Raw genomic sequence first — 19,529 nt, forward strand, 5'->3', positions numbered from 1 at the left:
AAGATTTTTCCACGCGCCAGGACCCCGCGTGGAAGCCAGCAGGCGAGTTCCATAGGATTCAGGGACTTGGCTTTGGATCGCGCCCTGCAAGGAAACGACAGGAGGCTGAGGATGAGACGACTGGCAGCGACGGTGGCGATGGTGGGCCTCTGCGGTGCGCCGGCGGCGATGGCGCAGGACCCGGGCTCGACGAAGGACTCGGTGAAGGTCATCCAGGAAGAGGACCGGACCGTCTTCCGCAAGAAGACGGTGATCGACTTCACGGATGTGGCGGTGGAGGGCGAGCTGACGAAGCCGGAGGGCTCGTACGTGCTCCACCGCAAGAAGACCGACTTCCAGAGCCTCATCAAGGTTCGGGAGGACTTCGATCCGGAGCTCCAGAAGTCGGTCGACAACCTCTAGGGGCGGCGGTCAGGCGTTTTTCGGGTGCGGAAGGGAAGAAGGAAGAATCCTCATGGCGGCGGCGAAGAACAACGGCTTGACCCTTCGAATCACGGGGCCGGATGGCTCCACGGTGGAGACCGTCTCGGAGGCGGAGAGCGTTATCGTGGGGTCGGGCGCCCAGGCGGCGGTGAAGATTCAGGACCCTCGGGTCTCCAATCTCCACGTGATGCTCAAGGTGGACAAGGATGGCTCGGTGACGGCCATCGACCTCGGCAGCGAGGCCGGTACGGAGGTGAGCGGGCAGAAGCTCGTCATCCCCACGGCGCTCAAGCCGGGAGACGTGCTGCGCGTGGGCGGCACGCGTGTGGAGGTGCTCTTCGGTGAGCCCTCACCCGAACGTCAGGCCCCCGCGGGCGCGAAGGTCGCGGGGCCGCGCTTCCAGGGCTCCGTGACCCAGCAGCAGCGCCCGCCGCCTCCGCCCATGGCCATGCCCCAGGTCGTCACGCCGCCGTCCGCGGCGGGCGGCACGCGCGGGGGCTTCGTCTTCTCGACGCCTCACGCGGAGGCGGGGGCCGGGGGCTCGCTGCGCACCGAGCGCGTGACCCCCGCCGCCATCAACCGCATCGAGCCGCCCCCTCCGGTGCCGGTGGAGCCTCCGGCGCGGGCCGCGGCGTCCGCGGGGCTGAAGGTCGAGCGCAAGCCCACGGTGCTGCCGCACCTGCGCGATCCGCTGCCGCCGGAGGCGATGCCGACGGCCCAGGAGCGGGTGCTCCAGGTGGCGATGCTCTGGGGCGACACGCTGCTCCACGTCCAGCACTTCAAGGACGGCGTGCCCGTCACCATCGGAGAAGGGAAGAAGAACGCCTTCCACCTCCATGCGCCGGAGGTGGGGCGTCAGTACGTGCTGGCCATCAGCCACGCGGACAAGCTGGAGGTGCACGTCCCGTCGGGCGCGGGGGCCTTCGTCACCGAGCGCGGCGACGTGAAGACCAAGGACGCGCTGCGCGCGGCGGGCAAGCTCGCCGGGACGCCGGACGCGCAGGTCTTCTCGCTCGGCCTGCATGACCGCGTGGAGGTGTCGCTCGGCACGGTGTCCTTCGTGGCGCGGTACGTGAAGCCGTCGCCGGCCATCGCGGCCACCTCGCTGGCGGAGGCGGACTACACGTTCTTCAAGATCACCAGCATCTGCCTGCTCGCGGGCCTGGCCGTGGTGGTGGCCATGGTGCTGACGCCGCGCTCGGAGCTGCCGCCGAACGACGACATCTTCGAGTCGCAGCAGCGCGTGGCGAAGTTCCTCATCACCCCGGAGAAGAAGCTCGAGCAGAAGAAGCTCCAGCTCAACGGGGTGGAGGAGGGCGTCAAGGCGAAGGACGAGGAGGGCAAGTTCGGCAAGGAGGACGCCAAGCAGCAGGAGGCCGCGCCGTCCAAGCCGGGCACGCCGGTGGTGGACAAGGACAAGAAGGAGAAGGACCGGCAGGTGGTGGGCAAGGTGGGCCTGCTCGGCGCCTTCAAGGGCATGAAGGGTGGGGCGTCGGACGTGTTCGGTCCCGGCGGCTTCGGCACGGGCCTCAACAACGCGCTCGGTGGCCTCAAGGGCGGCGCGGCCATGGGTGACGCGCAGGGCGTGGGCGGCCTGGGCTCGCGCGGCACCGGCACGGGCGGCGGCGGCACCGCGCTGGGCATCGGCGGTCTGGGCACCAAGGGCGAGGGCCGGGGCGCGGGTGGCTCCGGAGGCATCGACCTGGGGGGCCGCGGCAAGTCCGTCACCAAGGTGATTCCGGGCAAGACGACGGTGGTGGGCGGCCTCGACAAGGACGTCATCGCCAAGGTCATCCGGCGCCACCAGGGGGAGATCAAGTACTGCTACGAGTCGGAGCTGAACAAGGACCCGAGCCTGGCGGGCAAGGTGGCGGTGGCGTTCACCATCGACCCGACGGGCGCGGTCTCCGACGCCACCGTCTCCGAGACGACGCTGAACAACTCCCGCGCGGAGCAGTGCATGCTGTCGCGCATCCGACGCTGGAAGTTCCCGGAGCCCAAGGGCGGCGGCGTGGTGGCGGTGACGTACCCGTGGCTCTTCTCGCCCGCGGGCGCGGAGGGCGGCGAGGGCTAGTCGTCGCGGCGAGCCCGTCGTCCGGGGACGGCCCCTGGCCTCCCCACGAGTGGCGTGGACGTGACGGTCCACGCCCTTTTCGTCCAGGCCCCGCGTTGCCGAGTCGGCGGGGGCGTCATTAACGTGCCGGGCTGCTCCTGGCCCCAGCCAGGAGGGCGTCCGCGTACCCGGAGGACCCGTGAAGAAGTCCAAGCTGGCTGCCGCGCTCGCGCTGTTGTCGTCCCCGGCCCTCGCGGCCACGCCCCCGGAGGGTGTGGCCTTCGAACCGCGCCGGGGCTTCTACACCGACACCAACATCGGCGTGTTCTTCACCGTGGGCGGGGAGAACGCCTATTCCAACGCGCAGACGTACCTGCAACTGGGGATCGGCTACGACCTGACGGAGCGGCTGTCCCTGGGCGCGCACTTCGGGCTCGGCTCGTCCGCGCAGAACTGCTTCGCGGGGTACCTGCCGGGCACGGAGACGTGCGCGCTCTCCGACAACTTCACCATGAGCTTCCTGGACGTCTCCGCCGCGTACCACGTGCGGTTGATGGACCGGCTGTACCTGACGCCGAAGCTGGTGGCGGGCTACACGCGGTTGGATCCCGCCCCCGTGGACCCGGACGAGAACGACCCGAGCAAGGCCGTCAGCGCGCCCAACGCGGGCGTGGGCGTGGGCCTGGAGTACGCCACGGGCATGGACCACTTCTCCGTGGGCGCGGACCTGCTGGCCCGCTACGTCATCGGCCCGAACATCACCGCCTTCGCGTTCTTCCCGAAGGTGAAGTACACGTTCTAGCCACCCGGAAACGCGAAACGGGAGCGGGCCGCGCACTCCGGCCACGCTCCCGTCGTCGTTCCGGGGCCGCGCGCGGCCCGCGGGCTCAGGCGGCCTTCTTGATGCCGCCGCCGCCGAACTGGCCCTGCTCCGTGTAGTCGCGCTGGTTGGCCTTGCCGGACACCTCGACGCCCAGGCCGCCCGTCTTCAGGTCCACGCCCAGGTTCAGGTCCTTGTCCTTGAAGGTGCCCCAGCTGCCCTTGGCCTGGACGGACACGCCGTCGAAGGCGTTGCCGAAGTCGCCCTTCACGAGCTTGCCGACCACGGACTGGGCCTCCTGGCCGCTCAGGCCGCCGACCTCGAAGTCGCCCTTGACGCCCACCGCGCCCGCGTCACCCGTCAGCTCGCCCTTGAGCGAGGTCTGCGCGGGGCCCGCGAAGGCCGCGGTGGTGGGGCTGGCCATGAAGGCCGCCAGGTCGCCGACCTTCGCCGCGTCGAGGGGAATCTTCGACTCGACGGTGAGCTTGCCGGTCACCTCGCCCTCGACGCCGTTGAACGCCTTGAACGCGTCGTCGCCGCCGCCCATGTTCTTGAAGAGGCTCGCCGTCACGCCCGCCTTGCCGCCCACCTCCACGGCCGTCGTGCGCACCAGGTTCTTCGGCTGGCCGTTCTCGAACTCGACCTTGTAGCCGGCGGTGCCCGCGATGCTCGCGGACGCGCCCGCCTTGACGCCGGCCGGGCCCGCCTCCGCGCCGAAGGACGCGTCCACGCTGGCGTCCACGCCGCCCTTTACCTCGATGGAGGAGAGGTTCTTCTGGAGGAAGGCCAGCTCGTCCGGACGGGGCGCCAGCGCCGGCGCCAGCACGGGCGAGGCCGCGGAGGCCCCCGCGCCCGCCAGGATGAGCGCGCCCTTCTTGGCGTCCTCGGCGTTGGCGAACTTGTACTCCACCTTGCCGCCCGCGGTGACGTGCGCGTTGGCGCCCGCGCCCAGGCCCACGCCCGCGCCGCCCTCGGCGGAGACCACGTAGCTGCCGTCCTTGTCGCGGCGCACGCCCACCTCGCCCTTGAGGTCGACGTCCAGCTCCAGCGCCAGGCCCACCTTGCCGCTGACCTTCATGCTGTCGCCGGGGCCCAGGTCCTTGATCTTCTGGTCCAGCCCCAGGCCCTGGTCGATGCCGCTCAGCGACGCGTCGTGGACCTTCTGCTGCAGCTTGTCGCCCAGCGCCAGGCCCTCCTTCGCCGCGAACTTCACCGCGTCGAAGGCCGCCTTGCCGCCGTCCGCCACCGTGTCCGCGACCAGGTCCACCGTCTTCTTCTGCGCGTCGATGGCCACCTCGGCCGCGCCCAGCAGGAACTTGCCGCCCTGCTTCACCGCCGCCTTCGCCGTGTCCGCCCCGGCCTGGAGCAGGTCCACCTGCGCCTGGATGCCCTTGCCCGTGAGGTCGATGGCCGTCTTGCCCACGTCCTTTGCCACCTCGAAGCCGTCCTTCGCGACCCCCACGCCCTTCTTGGCCACGTCCTTGGCCGCGTCCACGCCCTTGTCGACGACCTTCTCGGCCACCTTCACGGGGTTGGGGATCTTCGGCAGCTTGATCTCGGGGAGCTTCAGCTTCGGCAGCAGGCCCATGTCGTGGCTCCGACTTCTCGGGGGAGGAGTGGGGGTTCCGGCCCCGGATTGCGGGCCGCACTCCATCGAATGACAGGGTTATCGCGACTCCCGGTGAACAGTTGCGTCGCCCGGCGAGAATTCTCGCAGCCTGAGACTCGCCCCGGGGCACCCAGGAGTCCTTCCAGGGTGGGGTGGACCTGACTCCGGAAACACGAAGGGCCCGCCCCCGGGTGTGGGAACGGGCCCTCGTGCTGGTTCGCGTCAGGGACGCGGGGGGACTACTCGCCGTCCGCGGCGCGCTCCTCGCGCTTGCGGTCGCGCTCGGCGCGGTAGCGCTCGCCCACGGACAGGGACTTCTTGCGCATGCGCACGGACTTCGGGGTCACCTCGACCAGCTCGTCGTCGGCGATCCACTCCAGGGCCTTCTCCAGGCCCATCTCGCGCGGCGGGGTGAGGATGACGTTCTCGTCGCGGCCGGCGGCGCGGATGTTGGTGAGCTTCTTCTCGCGGCAGCAGTTGACGTTGAGCTCGGAGGGGTGGGCGTGCTCGCCGATGATCATGCCCTCGTAGACGGTGATGCCCGCGCCCACGAACAGGTAGCCGCGCTCCTGGATGCTGAACAGCGCGTAGGGCACGGTGTCGCCCAGGCGGTCGGAGACGATGGCGCCGTTCTGGCGCTTCGGGATGTAGCCGAACCACGGCTCGAAGCCGTCGAACTGGCTGCTCATGATGCCCTCACCGCGGGTGATGGTGAGGAACTCCGAGCGGAAGCCGATGAGGCCGCGGGCGGGGATGCGGAACTGGAGGCGGGTGCGGCCCGAGCCCAGGCTCGCCATGTCCGTCATGCGGCCCTTGCGGGGCCCCAGGCGCTCCGTCACGGCGCCCACGCTGGTCTCCGGCACGTCGCAGAAGAGCAGCTCCATGGGCTCGTGCAGCACGCCGTCGATGGTCTTGGTGATCGGCTCCGGGTTGGAGGCGGTCAGCTCGTAGCCCTCGCGGCGCATGTTCTCGATGATGACCGCCAGCGCCAGTTCACCACGGCCGACGACGCGGAACGCGTCCGGCGTCTCCGTGTCCTCCACGCGCACGGCCACGTTGCGGTAGGCCTCGCGGTACAGGCGCTCACGCAGGTTGCGGGAGGTGACGAACTTGCCCTCCTTGCCCGCCAGCGGCCCGTCGTTGACCTTGAAGATCATCATCATCGTGGGCTCGTCCACGGTGATGCGCGGCAGCGCCAGCGGCTTCTCCGGGTCGCTGAACGTGTCGCCGATGGACACGTCCTCGATGCCGGCGATGGAGACGATCTCCCCGGGGCCCGCGTCCTGGATCTCCACGCGCTTCAGGCCGGAGAAGCCGTACAGCTTGACGATCTTCCCCTGCTCGATCTTGCCGCCCTCGCGCACCACGCCCACGGGCATGTTCGGCGTGAAGCGGCCGGACTGCACGCGCCCCACCGCCAGCCGGCCGACGTAGTCGTCGTAGTCCAGGTTGGCGACGAGCAGCTGCGGCGTCGTCTCGTCGGAGGCGGGCGGCGGCGGGATGTGGTTGATGATGGCGTCGTACAGCGGCTCGAGCGTCTTGCCCGGCACGTCCAGCTTCGTCGACGCCTGGCCCTGGCGCGCGATGGTGTAGAGGACGGGCATCTCCAGCTGCTTGTCGTCCGCGCCCAGGTCGATGTACAGCGAGTAGACCTGATCGAGCACCTCGGGGGCGCGCGCGTCCTGACGGTCGATCTTGTTGATGACCAGCACCGTCTTCAGGCCCATGGCCAGGGCCTTGCTGAGCACGAAGCGCGTCTGGGGCAGGGGACCTTCGGCGGCGTCCACCAGCAGGATGACGCCGTCGACGAGGCGCAGACCCCGCTCCACCTCACCACCGAAGTCGGCGTGACCCGGGGTGTCGATGATGTTGATCTGCATGCCCTTGTAGTTGACCGCGGTGTTCTTCGCGAGAATGGTGATGCCCTTCTCGCGCTCGAGGTCGTTCGAGTCCATCACCCGTTCGGCGACGTGCTCGTTGCTACGGAAGGTGCCCGCCTGCCGCAGCAGGTGATCGACGAGCGTGGTCTTGCCATGGTCGACGTGGGCGACGATGGCGACGTTACGGATGTTTTGACGAGGAATCATACGAACCGAACTAGATGAGAAGGCGGGGGGATGCCCCGTCGTGGACAGGTCTCCCGAACCCCACCGGAACCCGGAAGGCGGGGGCTTATATGCCGTGAGTGCGTCCCCTGCAATGAGCGCGGACGCCCTCCATGCGGGCGAGAGGGGGGACCCACCCCGCCCGACAAGGGTCTTCGTCACGCTCCGTCACCCCCAGGTCACGAGGACTCAGGCTCCGGGTGTCCCCGCGGCCGTCCGGGCGGGGGGCGTCCCGTGGGAGGTGGCGACGCCCAGCCGCTCCCTCAGGAAGCGCTCGACCCGCAGCTCCACCAGGCCAGGGGCCTCCAGCGGGGCGGTGTGGGTGCCGTCCGGGATGAGGAGCAGCTCCGAGTCCGGGATCCGGGCGGCCATCTTCCGGGACAGCCAGCCGGGGGTGAACTTGTCGCGCTCGCCCGCCACCACCAGGGTGGGGACGTCCACGTGGAGCAGGTGGTCGAAGGCGGTGTGCTCGGCCAGCGAGTCCAGGGTCCTGACGAAGACCACCGGGTCCATTCGCGCCAGGTGCTCGAAGTAGGGGGCCAGGTCGTTGCGCGCGATGCGCTCGCGGTTCATCTCCAGGGAGATGGCCAGTTGCACGGCCAGCTCCGTGCGCAGCGCGGTGTGGATGAGCTGGGCGGACTGCTCCGGGAAGCGCTCCACCACGCGGCGGATGGTGGGGAACAGCCGCTTGAGCAGGGTGGAGTCGTGGAAGGTGTCGAGCGGGTTGCCGTAGCTGCCGCACAGCAGGACGAGCCCCCGCACCCGGTCCGCGTGGCGGCGGTGGAACTCCAGCGCCACCTGCACGCCCATGGAGTGGCCGAAGAGCACGGCCTGGTCCAGCCCCGCGGCGTCCATGACGCGCTGGAGGTCGTCGCAGGTATAGAGCATCCCGATGCGGGCGCGGTCGTCGGGGATGCCCGAGCGGCCGTGGCCCCGGTAGTGCCAGCGCAGCACGCGGTGGTGCCGGGACAGGTAGGGCGCCAGGTACTTCCACGCGAAGCCGTCGCAGCCCAGGCCGTCGCACAGCACCATGCCCGGCTCGCCGTCGCCGGTGACCTGGTAGTACAGGTCGGCGCCGTCCGGCACGCGTAGGGTGTCCTGGTGGAAGTAGACGGCCTCCGGGCTGCTCATGCCTCCGCCTCGCTCTCGTCGTCGTCCGGCAGGCCCCGGTCCAGGCCGTAGCGCGAAATCTTGAGGATGAGGTTGGAGCGGCTGATGCCCAGCTCCCGCGCCAGCCGGCTCTTGTTGTTGCGGGTCCGCAGCAGGCCCTGGTGGATCATCTCCCGCTCCAGCGCCTCCACCGCCTCGTGCAGCCGCCCGTTCGCGCGCGGGGGGATGAAGGCGCCGCCGCCGGGCACCACCGCGTCCCGGATGCGGCTGGACAGCAGCTCCGCGGGGAGGATCTCCAGGTCTCCGCCCAGCACGAGCAGCCGCTCGATCTCGTTCTCCAGTTCGCGGATGTTGCCCGGCCAGGCGTAGGCGCCGAGGATGGCCAGCGCCTCCGGCGTCAGGCCCCGGGCCCGCTGGTCCTCGCGGTGGTGCTTGCGCAGGAAGTGGTCGATGAGGATGGGCAGGTCGTCGCGGCGGTCGCGCAGCGGCGGCAGCTGCAGGCGGATGACGTTGATGCGGTAGAACAGGTCCTCGCGGAACTCGCCGCGCCGGACCAGCTCGCCCAGGTCCTTGTGGGTGGCGGCGATGACGCGCACGTTGACCTCGCGCACCTGGGTGCCGCCCACCGGCAGGAACGTGCCCTCCTGGAGCACGCGCAGCAGCTTCACCTGGAGCGCCGGGGACATGTCGCCCACCTCGTCCAGGAAGAAGGTGCCGCCGTCGGCGAGCTCGAACAGGCCCTTCTTGTCCCGCAGGGCGCCGGTGAAGGCGCCGCGCGTGTGGCCGAAGAGGGCGGACTCCAGCAGGTTGTCGTTGAAGGCGGAGCAGTTCTGCACCACGAACGGCTTGTCCTTGCGCGGGCCGTTGTGGTGGATGGCGCGCGCCACCAGCTCCTTGCCGGTGCCCGACTCGCCGTTGATGAGCACGGTGGAGTCGGAGTTGGCCACCTTCTCCATCAACCGGAAGACCTCCATCATCGGCCCGGAGCGGCCGATGATCTTCTCGAACCGGTAGCGCTCCAGCAGCTCCGCCGACGGCGGCGCGGGCTGCTCGTCGCGGCGGGTGATCTCCGCCTCGTGGTTGGCGATCTCCTGCGCGGCGAACTCCAGCAGGTCCGACAGCTTCGCCAGCTCCGCGCCGTCCAGCACCGGGACGCGCTCCTCGGGCCGCTCCAGCTCCGTGAGGGGCGGCGCGAACTGCCGCAGCCGCGAGCGCAGCACGTCCACGTCCCGGTCGTGGAGGCCCTGGCGCGCGAAGCCCTCCACGAACAGGCACCCCGCGTACTCGTTGTCCACGTAGAGCGGCGCGCCCACGATGCTGAAGTTGAGGTGGCAGTCGTGGAAGAGCGAGCGACGAAGCTTCTTGTTGCCCCGGAACTTCTCGTGCAGCACTCGCACCGACTGGCTGCAGCGCCGCAGGCCCTCCTTCGAGAAGAGGGCGATGCGGCAATAGGCGTTGGGCGGCGGCGCGATGTCCCCGCGCTGCCACTCGTGCACGACGCCGAGCCGATCCGCGAAGACGAGCTCCATCTGCCACCACTTGCGGATGACATCTCTCAGCATGATGATGGTGTGCAGGTTCTGGTGCTTCTCGAAGTCCATCCACACCTCCGGCCCCGAGCACCGGAGGGGGGAGACCGGGCCGGCGGAAACGCGTTTTCTCGCTTCTCATACCTCATGACCGGGCCCTATCCGCACCTATCTCTCCCGTGACTACTCATACTCACACTCGCGGCGGAGGCGGACACGGACACGAGCATGGGCACGACCACGACCATGACCATCACCACGGCCATGGGCACGCCCACCACCACGCTCCCCGCCGGGGCGGGTTGGCGGAGGAGCGCCAGAAGGACCGCCGTCGCCTGATTTTCGCGTTGGTCCTGACCGCGACCATCGCCCTGGCGGAGGCGGTGGGTGGGTGGCTCACCCACTCCCTGGCCCTGATGTCGGACGCGGGCCACATGTTGACGGACGTGTCCGCGCTGGCGCTGAGCCTGGTGGCGCTGTGGTTCGCGACGAAGCCGGCGGACGTGAAGAAGACGTACGGCTACTACCGGATGGAGATCCTCAGCGCGCTGCTCAACGGCGTGCTGCTCCTGGGCATCACCGTCTTCATCCTCTACGAGGCCTGGGAGCGGTTCCAGACGCCACAGCCGGTGGTCCTGGGCCCCATGGCGGTGGTCGCCGGCGTGGGCCTGGTGGCGAACCTGGGGGCCCTGGCCTTCCTGCACCAGACGCACTCCATGAACGTGCGCGGCGCGTTCCTCCACGTGCTGGGGGACACGCTGTCGTCGGTGGGCGTGTTGATCGGCGCGGGCATCATGGCGCTCACCGGGTGGTTCGTGGTGGACGCCATCATCTCCGCGGTCATCTCCGTGGTCATCGTGGTGGGCGCGGTGCGGCTGGTGCGCGACGCGGTGGACGTGTTGATGGAGGCGGTGCCGTCGCACGTGGACATGCCGCAGGTGCGCGAGCTGCTGCTGCGCGTGCCCGGGGTGACGGCGGTGCACGACCTGCACGTGTGGACCATCTCCAGCGGCGTGTACGCGCTGTCGGCGCACCTGGTGGTGCTCGACCCCATGGTCTGCAACAACGACGAGATCCTCTCGGCGGTGAAGCACGACCTGTTCGACCGCTTCGGCATCGACCACACCACCATCCAGATCGAGAGCGAGACGTACGCCCACCTGGGCGAGGTCCACTGAGCGGGCGCCCGGGCGACCCCGTCCCCGGGGGAGGGGCGCGCGTGGCGCAACGGACGCTCCGTGCAGCTTCGCCTTGCGCTGGCCCGCGTGGGCGGACGATTCTCGCCGGCCCATGAGCGTGCTGGACAAGGTGCTGTCATTGCGACCGGGCAACACGGTGGCCCGGGTCGGCCCCGGTTCCCGGGTACCGCTGCTCAACCCCCGCGAGCTGCTGCGCGCGCTGGAGCGCGCCCCGGCGGCGTTGCCCTGCCTGCCCGTGCAGTCGAAGGCGGCGCTGCCCGGCCTCTTGCGCGCGGCGCGCTCCGAGGACGCGGTGCTGGGGCTCGCATGTGCCCACCCCATGGCGGACCGGGGCGCGGCCGAGCGCTTCGTCGAGGCCGTCCACGCGGCCGCCGCCGAGGCCGAGCACTCGCGGCCGCTGTTCCTCCAGGCGGGGCCCGTGCGGGTGCCCCGGGCGGACGAGGAGACGCTGGCGCCCCTGCGCGAGGGCCTGTTCCGCATGGTGGACGCGGGCTTCGCGCTGGTGTCGCTGGACCTGTCGCGGCTGGACTCGTACGCGGCGGTGGAGGCCGTCAACGCGCTGGCGGCGCCGGTGACGGAGCGCGAGCTGTCGCTGGAGCTGAGCCCCCCGCTGCCCGCGCAGGGCGGCCTGCTGGGCGCCTGCCGCACGCTGCTGGAGGGCCTGCGCCAGTGGAAGGTGCCGGTGCGCTTCCTGCGGGTGGGGGAGCGGGAGCTGGGCGAGGGCGACCCGGACGTGGGGCTCTTGCGCTCGGTCGTGGACCTGGCCTCGGAGTTCGAGGTCTGCGTGACGGTGGGGGACGTCCGGGGCGGCTTCCCGCGCATGCTGCCCACGTACGTCGCGGCGGGGGCCCGGAAGGTGGACTGCGTGGGGCCCTTCGAGCGACTCGCCCTGGGCGCCTGGCCCTCGGACACGCGCGCGGACGTGGAGCGCAGGTCGGCGGCCTCGGGGGTGCCCCCCGGGGAGCTCTTGAGCGTGATGGAGGACGGGCTGCCCGCGCTGGAGTCGGGCGCGCGCGAGCGGCTGGAGGCGCTGTCCTTCGCGGAGACGACGGACGCGCTCGCGGCCCTGGGGGCGGTGGGGCGGGCCCAGTCCGTCATGCGCTTCCTCGCCGCGAATCGAGGCGACTGACGGCCCGCGCGGTGTAGAAGGGCGCCATGCGAATCGTCGCTGGCTCCGCCAAGGGGCGGGCCCTGGCCGGCCCCAAGCCCACCTCCCGTCACATCCGTCCCACCGCGGACCGCGTCCGCGAGACGCTCTTCAACGTGCTGGGGCAGTTCCTCGACGGCCAGCGGGTGCTGGACCTCTACGCCGGCACCGGCGCACTCGGCCTGGAGGCCCTGTCCCGGGGCGCCGGCGGCGTGGTGCTGGTGGACCAGGACCGCGAGGCCCAGGCGCTGTGCCGCCAGAACATCCAGGCCCTGGGGTTCTCCACGCAGGTGGAGCTCCTGGCGCAGCCGGTGGACCGGGCGCTCCCGGCGCTGGGCAAGCGCGGCGAGCGCTTCGAGCTCGTCTTCGCGGACCCACCCTACGCCGCCCGCGTGGTGGAGACGGTGCTGGAGGGCGTGGTGGGGGCGGGGCTGCTGGCGCCCGGCGGCATGCTCGTGGTGGAGCACGACAAGCGCGAGGCGGCGCCGGAGACCCACGTGGGGCTCGCCCGCGAGGACCAGCGTCGCTTCGGGGACACCCTGGTGAGCTTCTACCGCGCGCCCTGAGGGGGCGCCCATTGCTTGACCGGCATCCGACGCCGGCCGAGACTTCGGGGCACATGCCGGTCGCCATCTACCCTGGTTCGTTCGATCCGCTCACCAACGGCCACCTGAGCCTCATCCAGCGGAGCCTGAAGATGTTCGACAGGCTCATCGTGGCCATCGCGGTGAACCCGAAGAAGACGCCCCTGTTCTCCGAGGACGAGCGGCGCGACCTCATCCGCGACGCGGTGAAGGACCCCCGGGTGGAGGTGGACGCCTTCCACGGCCTGCTCGTGGACTACGTGAAGCGCCGGGGCGTGAGCGTCATCGTCCGGGGGCTCCGGGCGGTGTCGGACTTCGAGTACGAATTCCAGCTCGCGAACATGAACCGCAAGCTGGCGCCGACGGTGGAGACCGTCTTCATGATGACGGGCGAGGACTACTTCTACATCTCCTCCCAACTGGTCCGGGAGGTGGCCTCCTTCGGGGGCGACGTCACCGGCCTGGTTCCCCCGAATGTCAACGACCGCCTGAAGCAGAGGTTCGCTCCCAAGCCGTAGGCGGCGTGTGACCCTTGTCGCGCCTGCCGCGGCGCGCTACGCATCGGGTCATGAAACTTGCCCGGCGGCTCCAGGCCATCAAGCCCTCTCCGACGCTTGCTCTCAACTCCCGCGCCAAGGCCCTCGCGGCCCAGGGCGTGGACGTGGTGGTGCTGGCTGCGGGTGAACCGGACTTCGACACGCCGGACTACGTGAAGCAGGCGGCGGTGGACGCGCTGCGCGCCGGCTTCACCAAGTACACGCCCACGGTGGGCATCCCGGAGCTGCGCGAGGCCATCTGCCGCAAGCTGGAGAAGGACAACGGGCTGCGCTTCACGCCCGAGCAGGTGCTCGTCACCGCGGGCGGCAAGCAGGCGCTCTACAACTTCTGCCAGGCCGTGCTGGACGAGGGCGACGAGGTCATCGTCTTCGCGCCCTTCTGGGTGAGCTATCCGGACATGGTGCGGCTGGCGGGGGCCACGCCCGTCATCGTCAACACGCGCGAGGAGGACGGCTTCGCGCCGGACCCGGACGCCATCCGCCGCGCGCTCACCCCGCGCACCCGCGCCGTCATCATCAACAGCCCGGGCAACCCCACCGGCGCCGTCTACTCGCGTGCCGCGCTCCAGGGCATCGCGGACGCGGTGCGGGGCCACGACTGCCTCATCGTCACGGACGACATCTACGAGAAGCTGCTCTACACGGGCGAGCGCCTGGGCATCAGCGACGTGGCCCCGGACCTGGTGCCCCGGCTGGTGGTCGTCAACGGCATGAGCAAGGCGTACTCCATGACGGGCTGGCGCATGGGCTACGCCGCCGGCCCGCGCCCGGTCATCAACGGCATGCAGCTGGTGCAGGACCAGTCCACGTCCAACGCGTCCTCCATCGCCCAGAAGGCGGCGCTCGCCGCGCTCAACGGGCCCACGGACACCATCGCCACCATGGTGGTGGAGTACCGCGCGCGCAGGGACCTGTTCGTCAACGGCCTCAACGCGCTGGACGGCATCCGCTGCCGCATGCCGGAGGGCGCCTTCTACGCGTTCGCGGACGTGCGGGGGCTCTACGGCCGCTCGTACAAGGGCAAGGCCATCACCGGCTCCATGCAACTGTCGGAGATCCTCCTGGACGACTTCCGCGTCGCGGGCGTGCCGGGGGATCCGTTCGGCGCCGAGGGCTACATCCGCTTCAGCTTCGTCACCTCGCGTGAGGTGCTGGGCAAGGGGCTGGGGCGCCTGAACGACCTGGTCCAGGCGCTGCGCTGATGCCCCGCCCGCCGCCCCCGGCCTCCAGCCGGGGGCCTTCCCCGCGCCGTCAGTCCGTGTAGGCGAAGGCGCGGTACTCGCCGCCGTAGGGCCGGTAGACGAAGACGCCCGCGTGGCCGGAGAGGTTGCCCACCGCGACCCACAGGTCCTTCTGGCCGCGCAGGTCCAGCGCGAGCCGGGCGGGAGCCTTGCCGTACTTCTTCTCCATCTCCTCCAGCGTCAGGACCTCGATGTCGTAGAGGTTCACCAGGTCCGTGCGCTTCAGGCGCAGTTGCTTCACCCACGAGCCCACCAGCTCCTCGGGCGTGGCGTAGCGCTTCTCCTCGAGCTGGAACGGATAGAACAGCTCGTTCGCCGCGTTGCGGACATCTCCCGACAGCAGACACTGGAAGAGGTAGCGGGCGCTGATGCGGATGTCCTCCTTCGCAATCTCGGCGGCGGAGAGCGGCGGGGGCGGAGCGGCGGCGGCCTCCGCCGGCGTGGGGGTGGCGGTGGGCACGCTGGCGGTGGCGGGCTTGGAGGGGGGCGGCGGGGCCGCGGGCTTGGGTGCCTGCTCCGGGGGCGGCGTGGGCGCCGCGACGGGCTTGGGCTGCTCGGCCTTCGGGGCCGCGGGCTTGGGTGCCTCGGCCTTGGGTGCCTCGGTCTTGGGTGCCTCAGTCTTGGGCGCGTCGGCGGGCGGTGGCGTGGGCGCCGGGGCGGACTCGGTGGGAGGTGAGGCCGGGTCCTGGGCCAGGGCGGGGGCTGAGACGGAGAGGATGAGGGCCAGGGACCAGCGACGCATGCGACCTCCAGCGGGGAACGGGGGAGCGTAGCAGACGCGGGGGCCGGGGGGCGCCCGGCTGTCACGGCGACGGCACGGGGGCCCGCTCGGGAGGACGCTCCTCTACAACATCCGTGCATGTGGAGTCGGACGTTGGTATGGGGGCGCCCCGATGCCCAAGCGTACCGATATCCGCAAGGTTCTGGTGATTGGCTCGGGCCCGATTGTCATCGGGCAGGCCGTCGAGTTCGACTACTCCGGTACCCAGGCCATCAAGGCCCTCCGGGACGAAGGCGTGGAGGTGGTGCTGCTCAACAGCAACCCCGCCACGGTGATGACCGATCCAGAGTTCGCATTCCGTACCTACATCGAGCCGATCACCGTCGACGCGGCGGAGCGCATCCTCGCCGCCGAACGCCCGGACTCGCTCCTTCCGACGATGGGTGGCCAGACGGCCCTCAACCTCGCCAAGGCGCTGGCGGAGCAGGGCATCCTCGAGAAGTACGGGGTGCGGCTCATCGGCGCGTCGCTGGAGGCCATCAACAAGGCCGAGGATCGCCAGCTCTTCAAGGCGGCCATGCAGAAGATCGGCGTGGCGCTGCCCAAGAGCGGCTACGCGACGACGCTCGAGCAGGCCATGTCGCTGGTGGAGGAGATCGGCTTCCCCGCCATCATCCGGCCCTCCTTCACGCTCGGCGGCACCGGCGGCGGCATCGCCTACAACCGCGAGGAGTTCGAGGCCATCTGCCGCTCGGGCCTGAAGGCCAGCCCCACCTCCACCATCCTGGTGGAGGAGAGCGTGCTGGGCTGGAAGGAGTACGAGTTGGAGGTGGTCCGGGACTCGGCGGACAACGTCATCATCGTCTGCTCCATCGAGAACCTGGACCCCATGGGCGTGCACACCGGTGACTCCATCACCGTGGCGCCCGCGCAGACGCTGACGGACCGCGAGTACCAGCGGATGCGGCAGGCGTCGCTGGCCATCATCCGGGAGATCGGCGTCGACACCGGCGGCTCCAACATCCAGTTCGGCATCCACCCGAAGGACGGCCGCATGGTCGTCATCGAGATGAACCCGCGCGTGTCGCGCTCCAGCGCGCTGGCCTCGAAGGCGACGGGCTACCCCATCGCCAAGGTCGCCGCGAAGCTGGCGCTGGGCTACACGCTGGACGAGCTGCGCAACGACATCACCCGCGACACGCCGGCCTCCTTCGAGCCGACGCTGGACTACGTGGTGGTGAAGGTGCCGCGCTTCAACTTCGAGAAGTTCCCGCACGCGGACCGCACGCTGACCACGAGCATGCGCTCGGTGGGCGAGGTGATGGCCATCGGCCGCACCTTCCGCGAGGCGTACATGAAGGCGCTGCGCTCCATGGAGCTGGGCCGCGTGGGCCTGGAGCCGCCGGAGCTGCCCACGGAGAAGGAGGAGCGGCAGAAGGTGCTGCGCGAGGCGCTGCGCATCCCCCGCCCGGAGCGCCCCTGGTTCGTCGCGCAGGCCTTCCGCGAGGGCCTGACGGTGGAGGACGTGCACGCGCTGTCCGCCATCGACCCCTGGTTCCTGCGCTACATCGAGGCGCTGGTGCGCGAGGCGCAGTCCCTCCAGGAGTATGGCCGGTTGGATCAGATCCCCGACGACGTCCTGCGCCTGGCCAAGTCGCACGGCTTCTCCGACAAGTACCTGGGCAAGCTGCTCGGCTACCCGGAGGAGGAGGTCCGGGCGCACCGGCACGCGCGCAACATCCGCCCCGTCTTCAAGCGGGTGGACACGTGCGCGGCGGAGTTCGAGGCCTACACGCCCTACCTGTACTCCACCTACGAGGAGGAGGACGAGGCGCCCCCCACGGACCGCCAGAAGGTGCTCATCCTGGGCAGCGGCCCCATCCGCATCGGCCAGGGCATCGAGTTCGACTACGCGTGCGTGCACGCGGCCTTCGCGCTGCGCGAGGCCGGGTACGAGACGGTGATGGTCAACTGCAACCCGGAGACGGTGTCCACGGACTACGACACGTCCGACCGCCTCTACTTCGAGCCGCTGACCATCGAGGATGTGCTGGAGGTGTCGCAGCGCGAGAAGCCGGTGGGCGCCATCGTCCAGTTCGGCGGCCAGACGCCGCTGCGGCTGTCGGTGCCGCTGGAGAAGGCGGGCCTACCCATCCTCGGCACGTCGCCGGACGCCATCGACCGGGCGGAGGATCGCGAGCGCTTCGCCAAGCTCATCGAGAAGCTGGGGCTGACGCAGCCGGAGAACGGCGTCGCGCGCAGCCACGCGGAGGCCTTCAAGGTGGCCGAGCGCATCGGCTACCCGGTGATGGTGCGCCCCTCGTACGTGCTGGGCGGCCGGGCGATGGAGACGGTCTACGACCAGTCGAGCCTGGAGCGCTACATGCGCGAGGCGGTGAGCGCGTCGCCCGAGCACCCGGTGCTCATCGACCGCTTCCTGAAGGACGCCATCGAGGTGGACCTGGACCTGGTGGCGGACCGCACGGGCGAGGTGATGATCGGCGGCGTGCTGGAGCACATCCAGGAGGCGGGCGTCCACTCCGGTGACGCGGCCGCGACGCTGCCCCCGCACTCGCTGTCCCCGGACCTGGTGGAGCGCATGAAGGACCAGGCCATCGCCCTGGCGCGCGAGCTGGGCGTGGTGGGCCTGATGAACGTGCAGTTCGCCATCCAGGGGAAGACCATCTACATCCTGGAGGTGAACCCGCGCGCCAGCCGCACGGTGCCGTTCATCTCGAAGGCCACGGGCGTGGCGATGGCGAAGATCGCCGCGCTGTGCATGGTGGGCAAGACGCTGCAGGAGCTGGGCGCGACGCACGAGCCGGAGATGCGGCACGTGGCGGTGAAGGAGAGCGTGTTCCCCTTCGCGCGCTTCGCGGGCGTGGACGTCATCCTCGGCCCGGAGATGAAGTCCACGGGCGAGGTGATGGGCCTGTCGCAGGACTACGCGTCCGCCTTCGCCAAGAGCCAGCTCGCCGCGGGCGTGAAGCTGCCCAAGTCCGGCAAGGTGTTCATCTCCGTCAAGGACGACGACAAGCCCGCGGTGGTGGACCTGGCGCGCCGGCTGCGCAACATGGGCTTCTCGCTCATCGTCACGGCGGGCACCCACAAGTACCTGTCCACCAAGGGCATCGAGGCGCAGGTGGTGCAGAAGGTGAAGGAGGGCCGGCCGAACATCGTCGACAAGATCGTCGACGGTGAGATCGTCCTGGTCATCAACACCACCTTCGGCAAGCAGGAGATCGCCGACAGCTTCTCCATCCGCCGCGAGTCGCTGATGCACTCGGTGCCGTATTACACGACGGTGCAGGCGGCCCGAATGGCGGTGGGCGCGCTGGAGGCGCTCAAGCGCACGGACCTGGAGGTGAAGCCCCTCCAGGACTACCTCGGCATGAAGAGCACCGTGCCGGGCACGGCGCGCCGGTAGCCCCCGTCCGTTGATTCCTCACACGCGGCCCCGTTCCCCGTCCGGGAGCGGGGCCGTGGTGTTTCCGGGGACCCCCACGATAGGCTTTGCGTGGAATCCAAGGCTCGCGTGAGTCGCGAGTTGAAAGGGAGTCTGCGTGAAACTCATATCGAACAGCGCCATCGTGACGGGAGCGGGGCAGGGGATTGGCCGTGGAATCGCCGAGCGGCTGATGCGGGACGGGGCCAATGTGCTTGTCTTTGGACGGACGCAGGCGAAGGTGGAGGAGGCCGCCAGCGACCTCAACCGGTTGTTCGAGGGGCGCGCCCGGGCCGTGCCTTGCGCGGGTGACGTGAGCCGGGCGGAGGATGTCGCTCGGGCCATGGACGTCGCCACGCGTGAGCTGGGGCTGCCTGGCATCCTGGTGAACAACGCGGGGACGGCGACGCTGGCGCCCATGCTCGAGCTCCCGGACGCGGACTTCGACCACGTGCTGGCCGTCAACCTGAGGGGGCCGTTCCTCTTCATGAAGGCCTTCGCGCGGGCGCTGGTCCAGGCACAGAAGCCCGGGGTGGTGGTCAACATCTCCTCGCTGAACCAGCTCTCGGTGACGGACGGCCTGGCACACTACTGCGCCTCCAAGGCGGGCCTGGCGAACCTCTCGAAGGTCGCCGCCGCGGAGCTCGGTCGCCATGGCATCCGGGTGAACGTGGTGGCGCCCGGGGTCATCGATACGCCGCTGGCGGAGAGCGTCGGGCTCATCGAGATCATGGGCGGGGAGTTCCTGGCGCGGACGCCGCTGGGCAAGCCCTGCGGCAAGCCGGCGGACGTCGCGGGCGTCGTGTCCTTCCTCTGCGGCGAGGACGCGGCGTGGATTACCGGGGAGACCATCTCCGTCGATGGTGGCAATCACATCCGTGGCCTGCACAGCTACTGGGACACGATGCGCGCCGCCGCGAAATAGCGCAGGGCGACCTCGACCCTCCCCACTTCCTCGCCATGTCGCATGCGCCGGGGTGCCCACG

15 protein-coding genes are annotated in these 19,529 nt (G+C 70.2%); 10 read left to right on the top strand and 5 right to left on the bottom strand.

Annotated elements, in window-relative coordinates:
* Positions 1 to 111 precede the first annotated feature (111 nt).
* From LZ198_RS22410 to cglE, 3 genes are all read left to right on the top strand, one after another.
* Complete coding sequence (locus LZ198_RS22410) at positions 112 to 402, top strand: hypothetical protein (RefSeq protein ID WP_253974065.1); 291 nt, start codon at positions 112 to 114, stop codon at positions 400 to 402.
* 52 nt (positions 403 to 454) lie between these two features.
* Entirely contained in the window at positions 455 to 2,497 is a 2,043-nt protein-coding gene (locus LZ198_RS22415; RefSeq protein ID WP_253974066.1) for a TonB family protein, read from the top strand.
* Positions 2,498 to 2,675: 178 nt separating this feature from the next.
* Positions 2,676 to 3,278 carry an adventurous gliding motility protein CglE gene (gene cglE / locus LZ198_RS22420; RefSeq protein ID WP_253974067.1) on the top strand — a complete coding sequence of 201 codons (603 nt, stop codon included), beginning with the start codon at positions 2,676 to 2,678 and terminating at the stop codon, positions 3,276 to 3,278.
* 85 nt (positions 3,279 to 3,363) lie between these two features.
* Here cglE and LZ198_RS22425 read toward each other — a convergent pair whose 3' ends face one another.
* From LZ198_RS22425 to LZ198_RS22440, 4 genes are all read right to left on the bottom strand, one after another.
* Positions 3,364 to 4,884 (bottom strand): hypothetical protein, encoded by a 1,521-nt coding sequence (locus tag LZ198_RS22425; RefSeq protein ID WP_253974068.1) that lies wholly within the window; start codon positions 4,882 to 4,884, stop codon positions 3,364 to 3,366.
* 260 nt (positions 4,885 to 5,144) lie between these two features.
* Positions 5,145 to 6,992: a translational GTPase TypA gene (gene typA / locus LZ198_RS22430; RefSeq protein ID WP_253974069.1), complete on the bottom strand. Its 1,848-nt coding sequence runs from the start codon at positions 6,990 to 6,992 to the stop codon at positions 5,145 to 5,147.
* 207 nt (positions 6,993 to 7,199) lie between these two features.
* Positions 7,200 to 8,141 carry an alpha/beta fold hydrolase gene (locus LZ198_RS22435; protein WP_253974070.1) on the bottom strand — a complete coding sequence of 314 codons (942 nt, stop codon included), beginning with the start codon at positions 8,139 to 8,141 and terminating at the stop codon, positions 7,200 to 7,202.
* Positions 8,138 to 9,721: a sigma 54-interacting transcriptional regulator gene (locus LZ198_RS22440; protein ID WP_253974071.1), complete on the bottom strand. Its 1,584-nt coding sequence runs from the start codon at positions 9,719 to 9,721 to the stop codon at positions 8,138 to 8,140. Before LZ198_RS22440 ends, LZ198_RS22435 begins: the two co-directional genes overlap by 4 nt.
* Positions 9,722 to 9,828: 107 nt before the next feature.
* On the opposite strand from LZ198_RS22440, the gene LZ198_RS22445 reads away from it, so the two are divergent.
* The 5 genes from LZ198_RS22445 (at position 9,829) to LZ198_RS22465 (ending at position 14,338) form a co-directional block, all read left to right on the top strand.
* Positions 9,829 to 10,827, top strand: a complete 999-nt coding sequence (locus tag LZ198_RS22445; protein WP_323382849.1) for a cation diffusion facilitator family transporter — start codon at positions 9,829 to 9,831, stop codon at positions 10,825 to 10,827.
* Positions 10,828 to 10,939: 112 nt separating this feature from the next.
* Positions 10,940 to 11,977, top strand: a complete 1,038-nt coding sequence (locus LZ198_RS22450) for a hypothetical protein (protein ID WP_253974073.1) — start codon at positions 10,940 to 10,942, stop codon at positions 11,975 to 11,977.
* Between the two features lie 26 nt (positions 11,978 to 12,003).
* Positions 12,004 to 12,561: a 16S rRNA (guanine(966)-N(2))-methyltransferase RsmD gene (rsmD, locus tag LZ198_RS22455; protein WP_253974074.1), complete on the top strand. Its 558-nt coding sequence runs from the start codon at positions 12,004 to 12,006 to the stop codon at positions 12,559 to 12,561.
* A gap of 53 nt (positions 12,562 to 12,614) precedes the next feature.
* Positions 12,615 to 13,097 (top strand): pantetheine-phosphate adenylyltransferase, encoded by a 483-nt coding sequence (gene coaD / locus LZ198_RS22460; RefSeq protein WP_253974075.1) that lies wholly within the window; start codon positions 12,615 to 12,617, stop codon positions 13,095 to 13,097.
* A 50-nt stretch (positions 13,098 to 13,147) separates the two neighbouring features.
* On the top strand, positions 13,148 to 14,338 hold the full coding sequence (locus LZ198_RS22465) for a pyridoxal phosphate-dependent aminotransferase (protein ID WP_253974076.1): 1,191 nt from the start codon (positions 13,148 to 13,150) through the stop codon (positions 14,336 to 14,338).
* A gap of 49 nt (positions 14,339 to 14,387) precedes the next feature.
* Here LZ198_RS22465 and LZ198_RS22470 read toward each other — a convergent pair whose 3' ends face one another.
* The gene (locus tag LZ198_RS22470; RefSeq protein WP_253974077.1) at positions 14,388 to 15,119 is read right to left on the bottom strand and encodes a hypothetical protein; all 732 of its coding nucleotides are present in this window, start codon (positions 15,117 to 15,119) and stop codon (positions 14,388 to 14,390) included.
* Positions 15,120 to 15,270: 151 nt separating this feature from the next.
* Here LZ198_RS22470 and carB point away from each other — a divergent pair, with 151 nt between their 5' ends.
* Positions 15,271 to 18,525, top strand: a complete 3,255-nt coding sequence (gene carB / locus LZ198_RS22475) for a carbamoyl-phosphate synthase large subunit (protein WP_253974078.1) — start codon at positions 15,271 to 15,273, stop codon at positions 18,523 to 18,525.
* A 136-nt stretch (positions 18,526 to 18,661) separates the two neighbouring features.
* Positions 18,662 to 19,468, top strand: coding sequence for an SDR family NAD(P)-dependent oxidoreductase (locus LZ198_RS22480; RefSeq protein ID WP_253974079.1), 807 nt, complete (start codon positions 18,662 to 18,664; stop codon positions 19,466 to 19,468).
* The last annotated feature ends 61 nt before the right edge of the window (positions 19,469 to 19,529 follow it).

The sequence above is a fragment of the Myxococcus dinghuensis genome (genome assembly GCF_024198235.1).
Classification (GTDB): Bacteria; Myxococcota; Myxococcia; order Myxococcales; family Myxococcaceae; genus Myxococcus; species Myxococcus dinghuensis.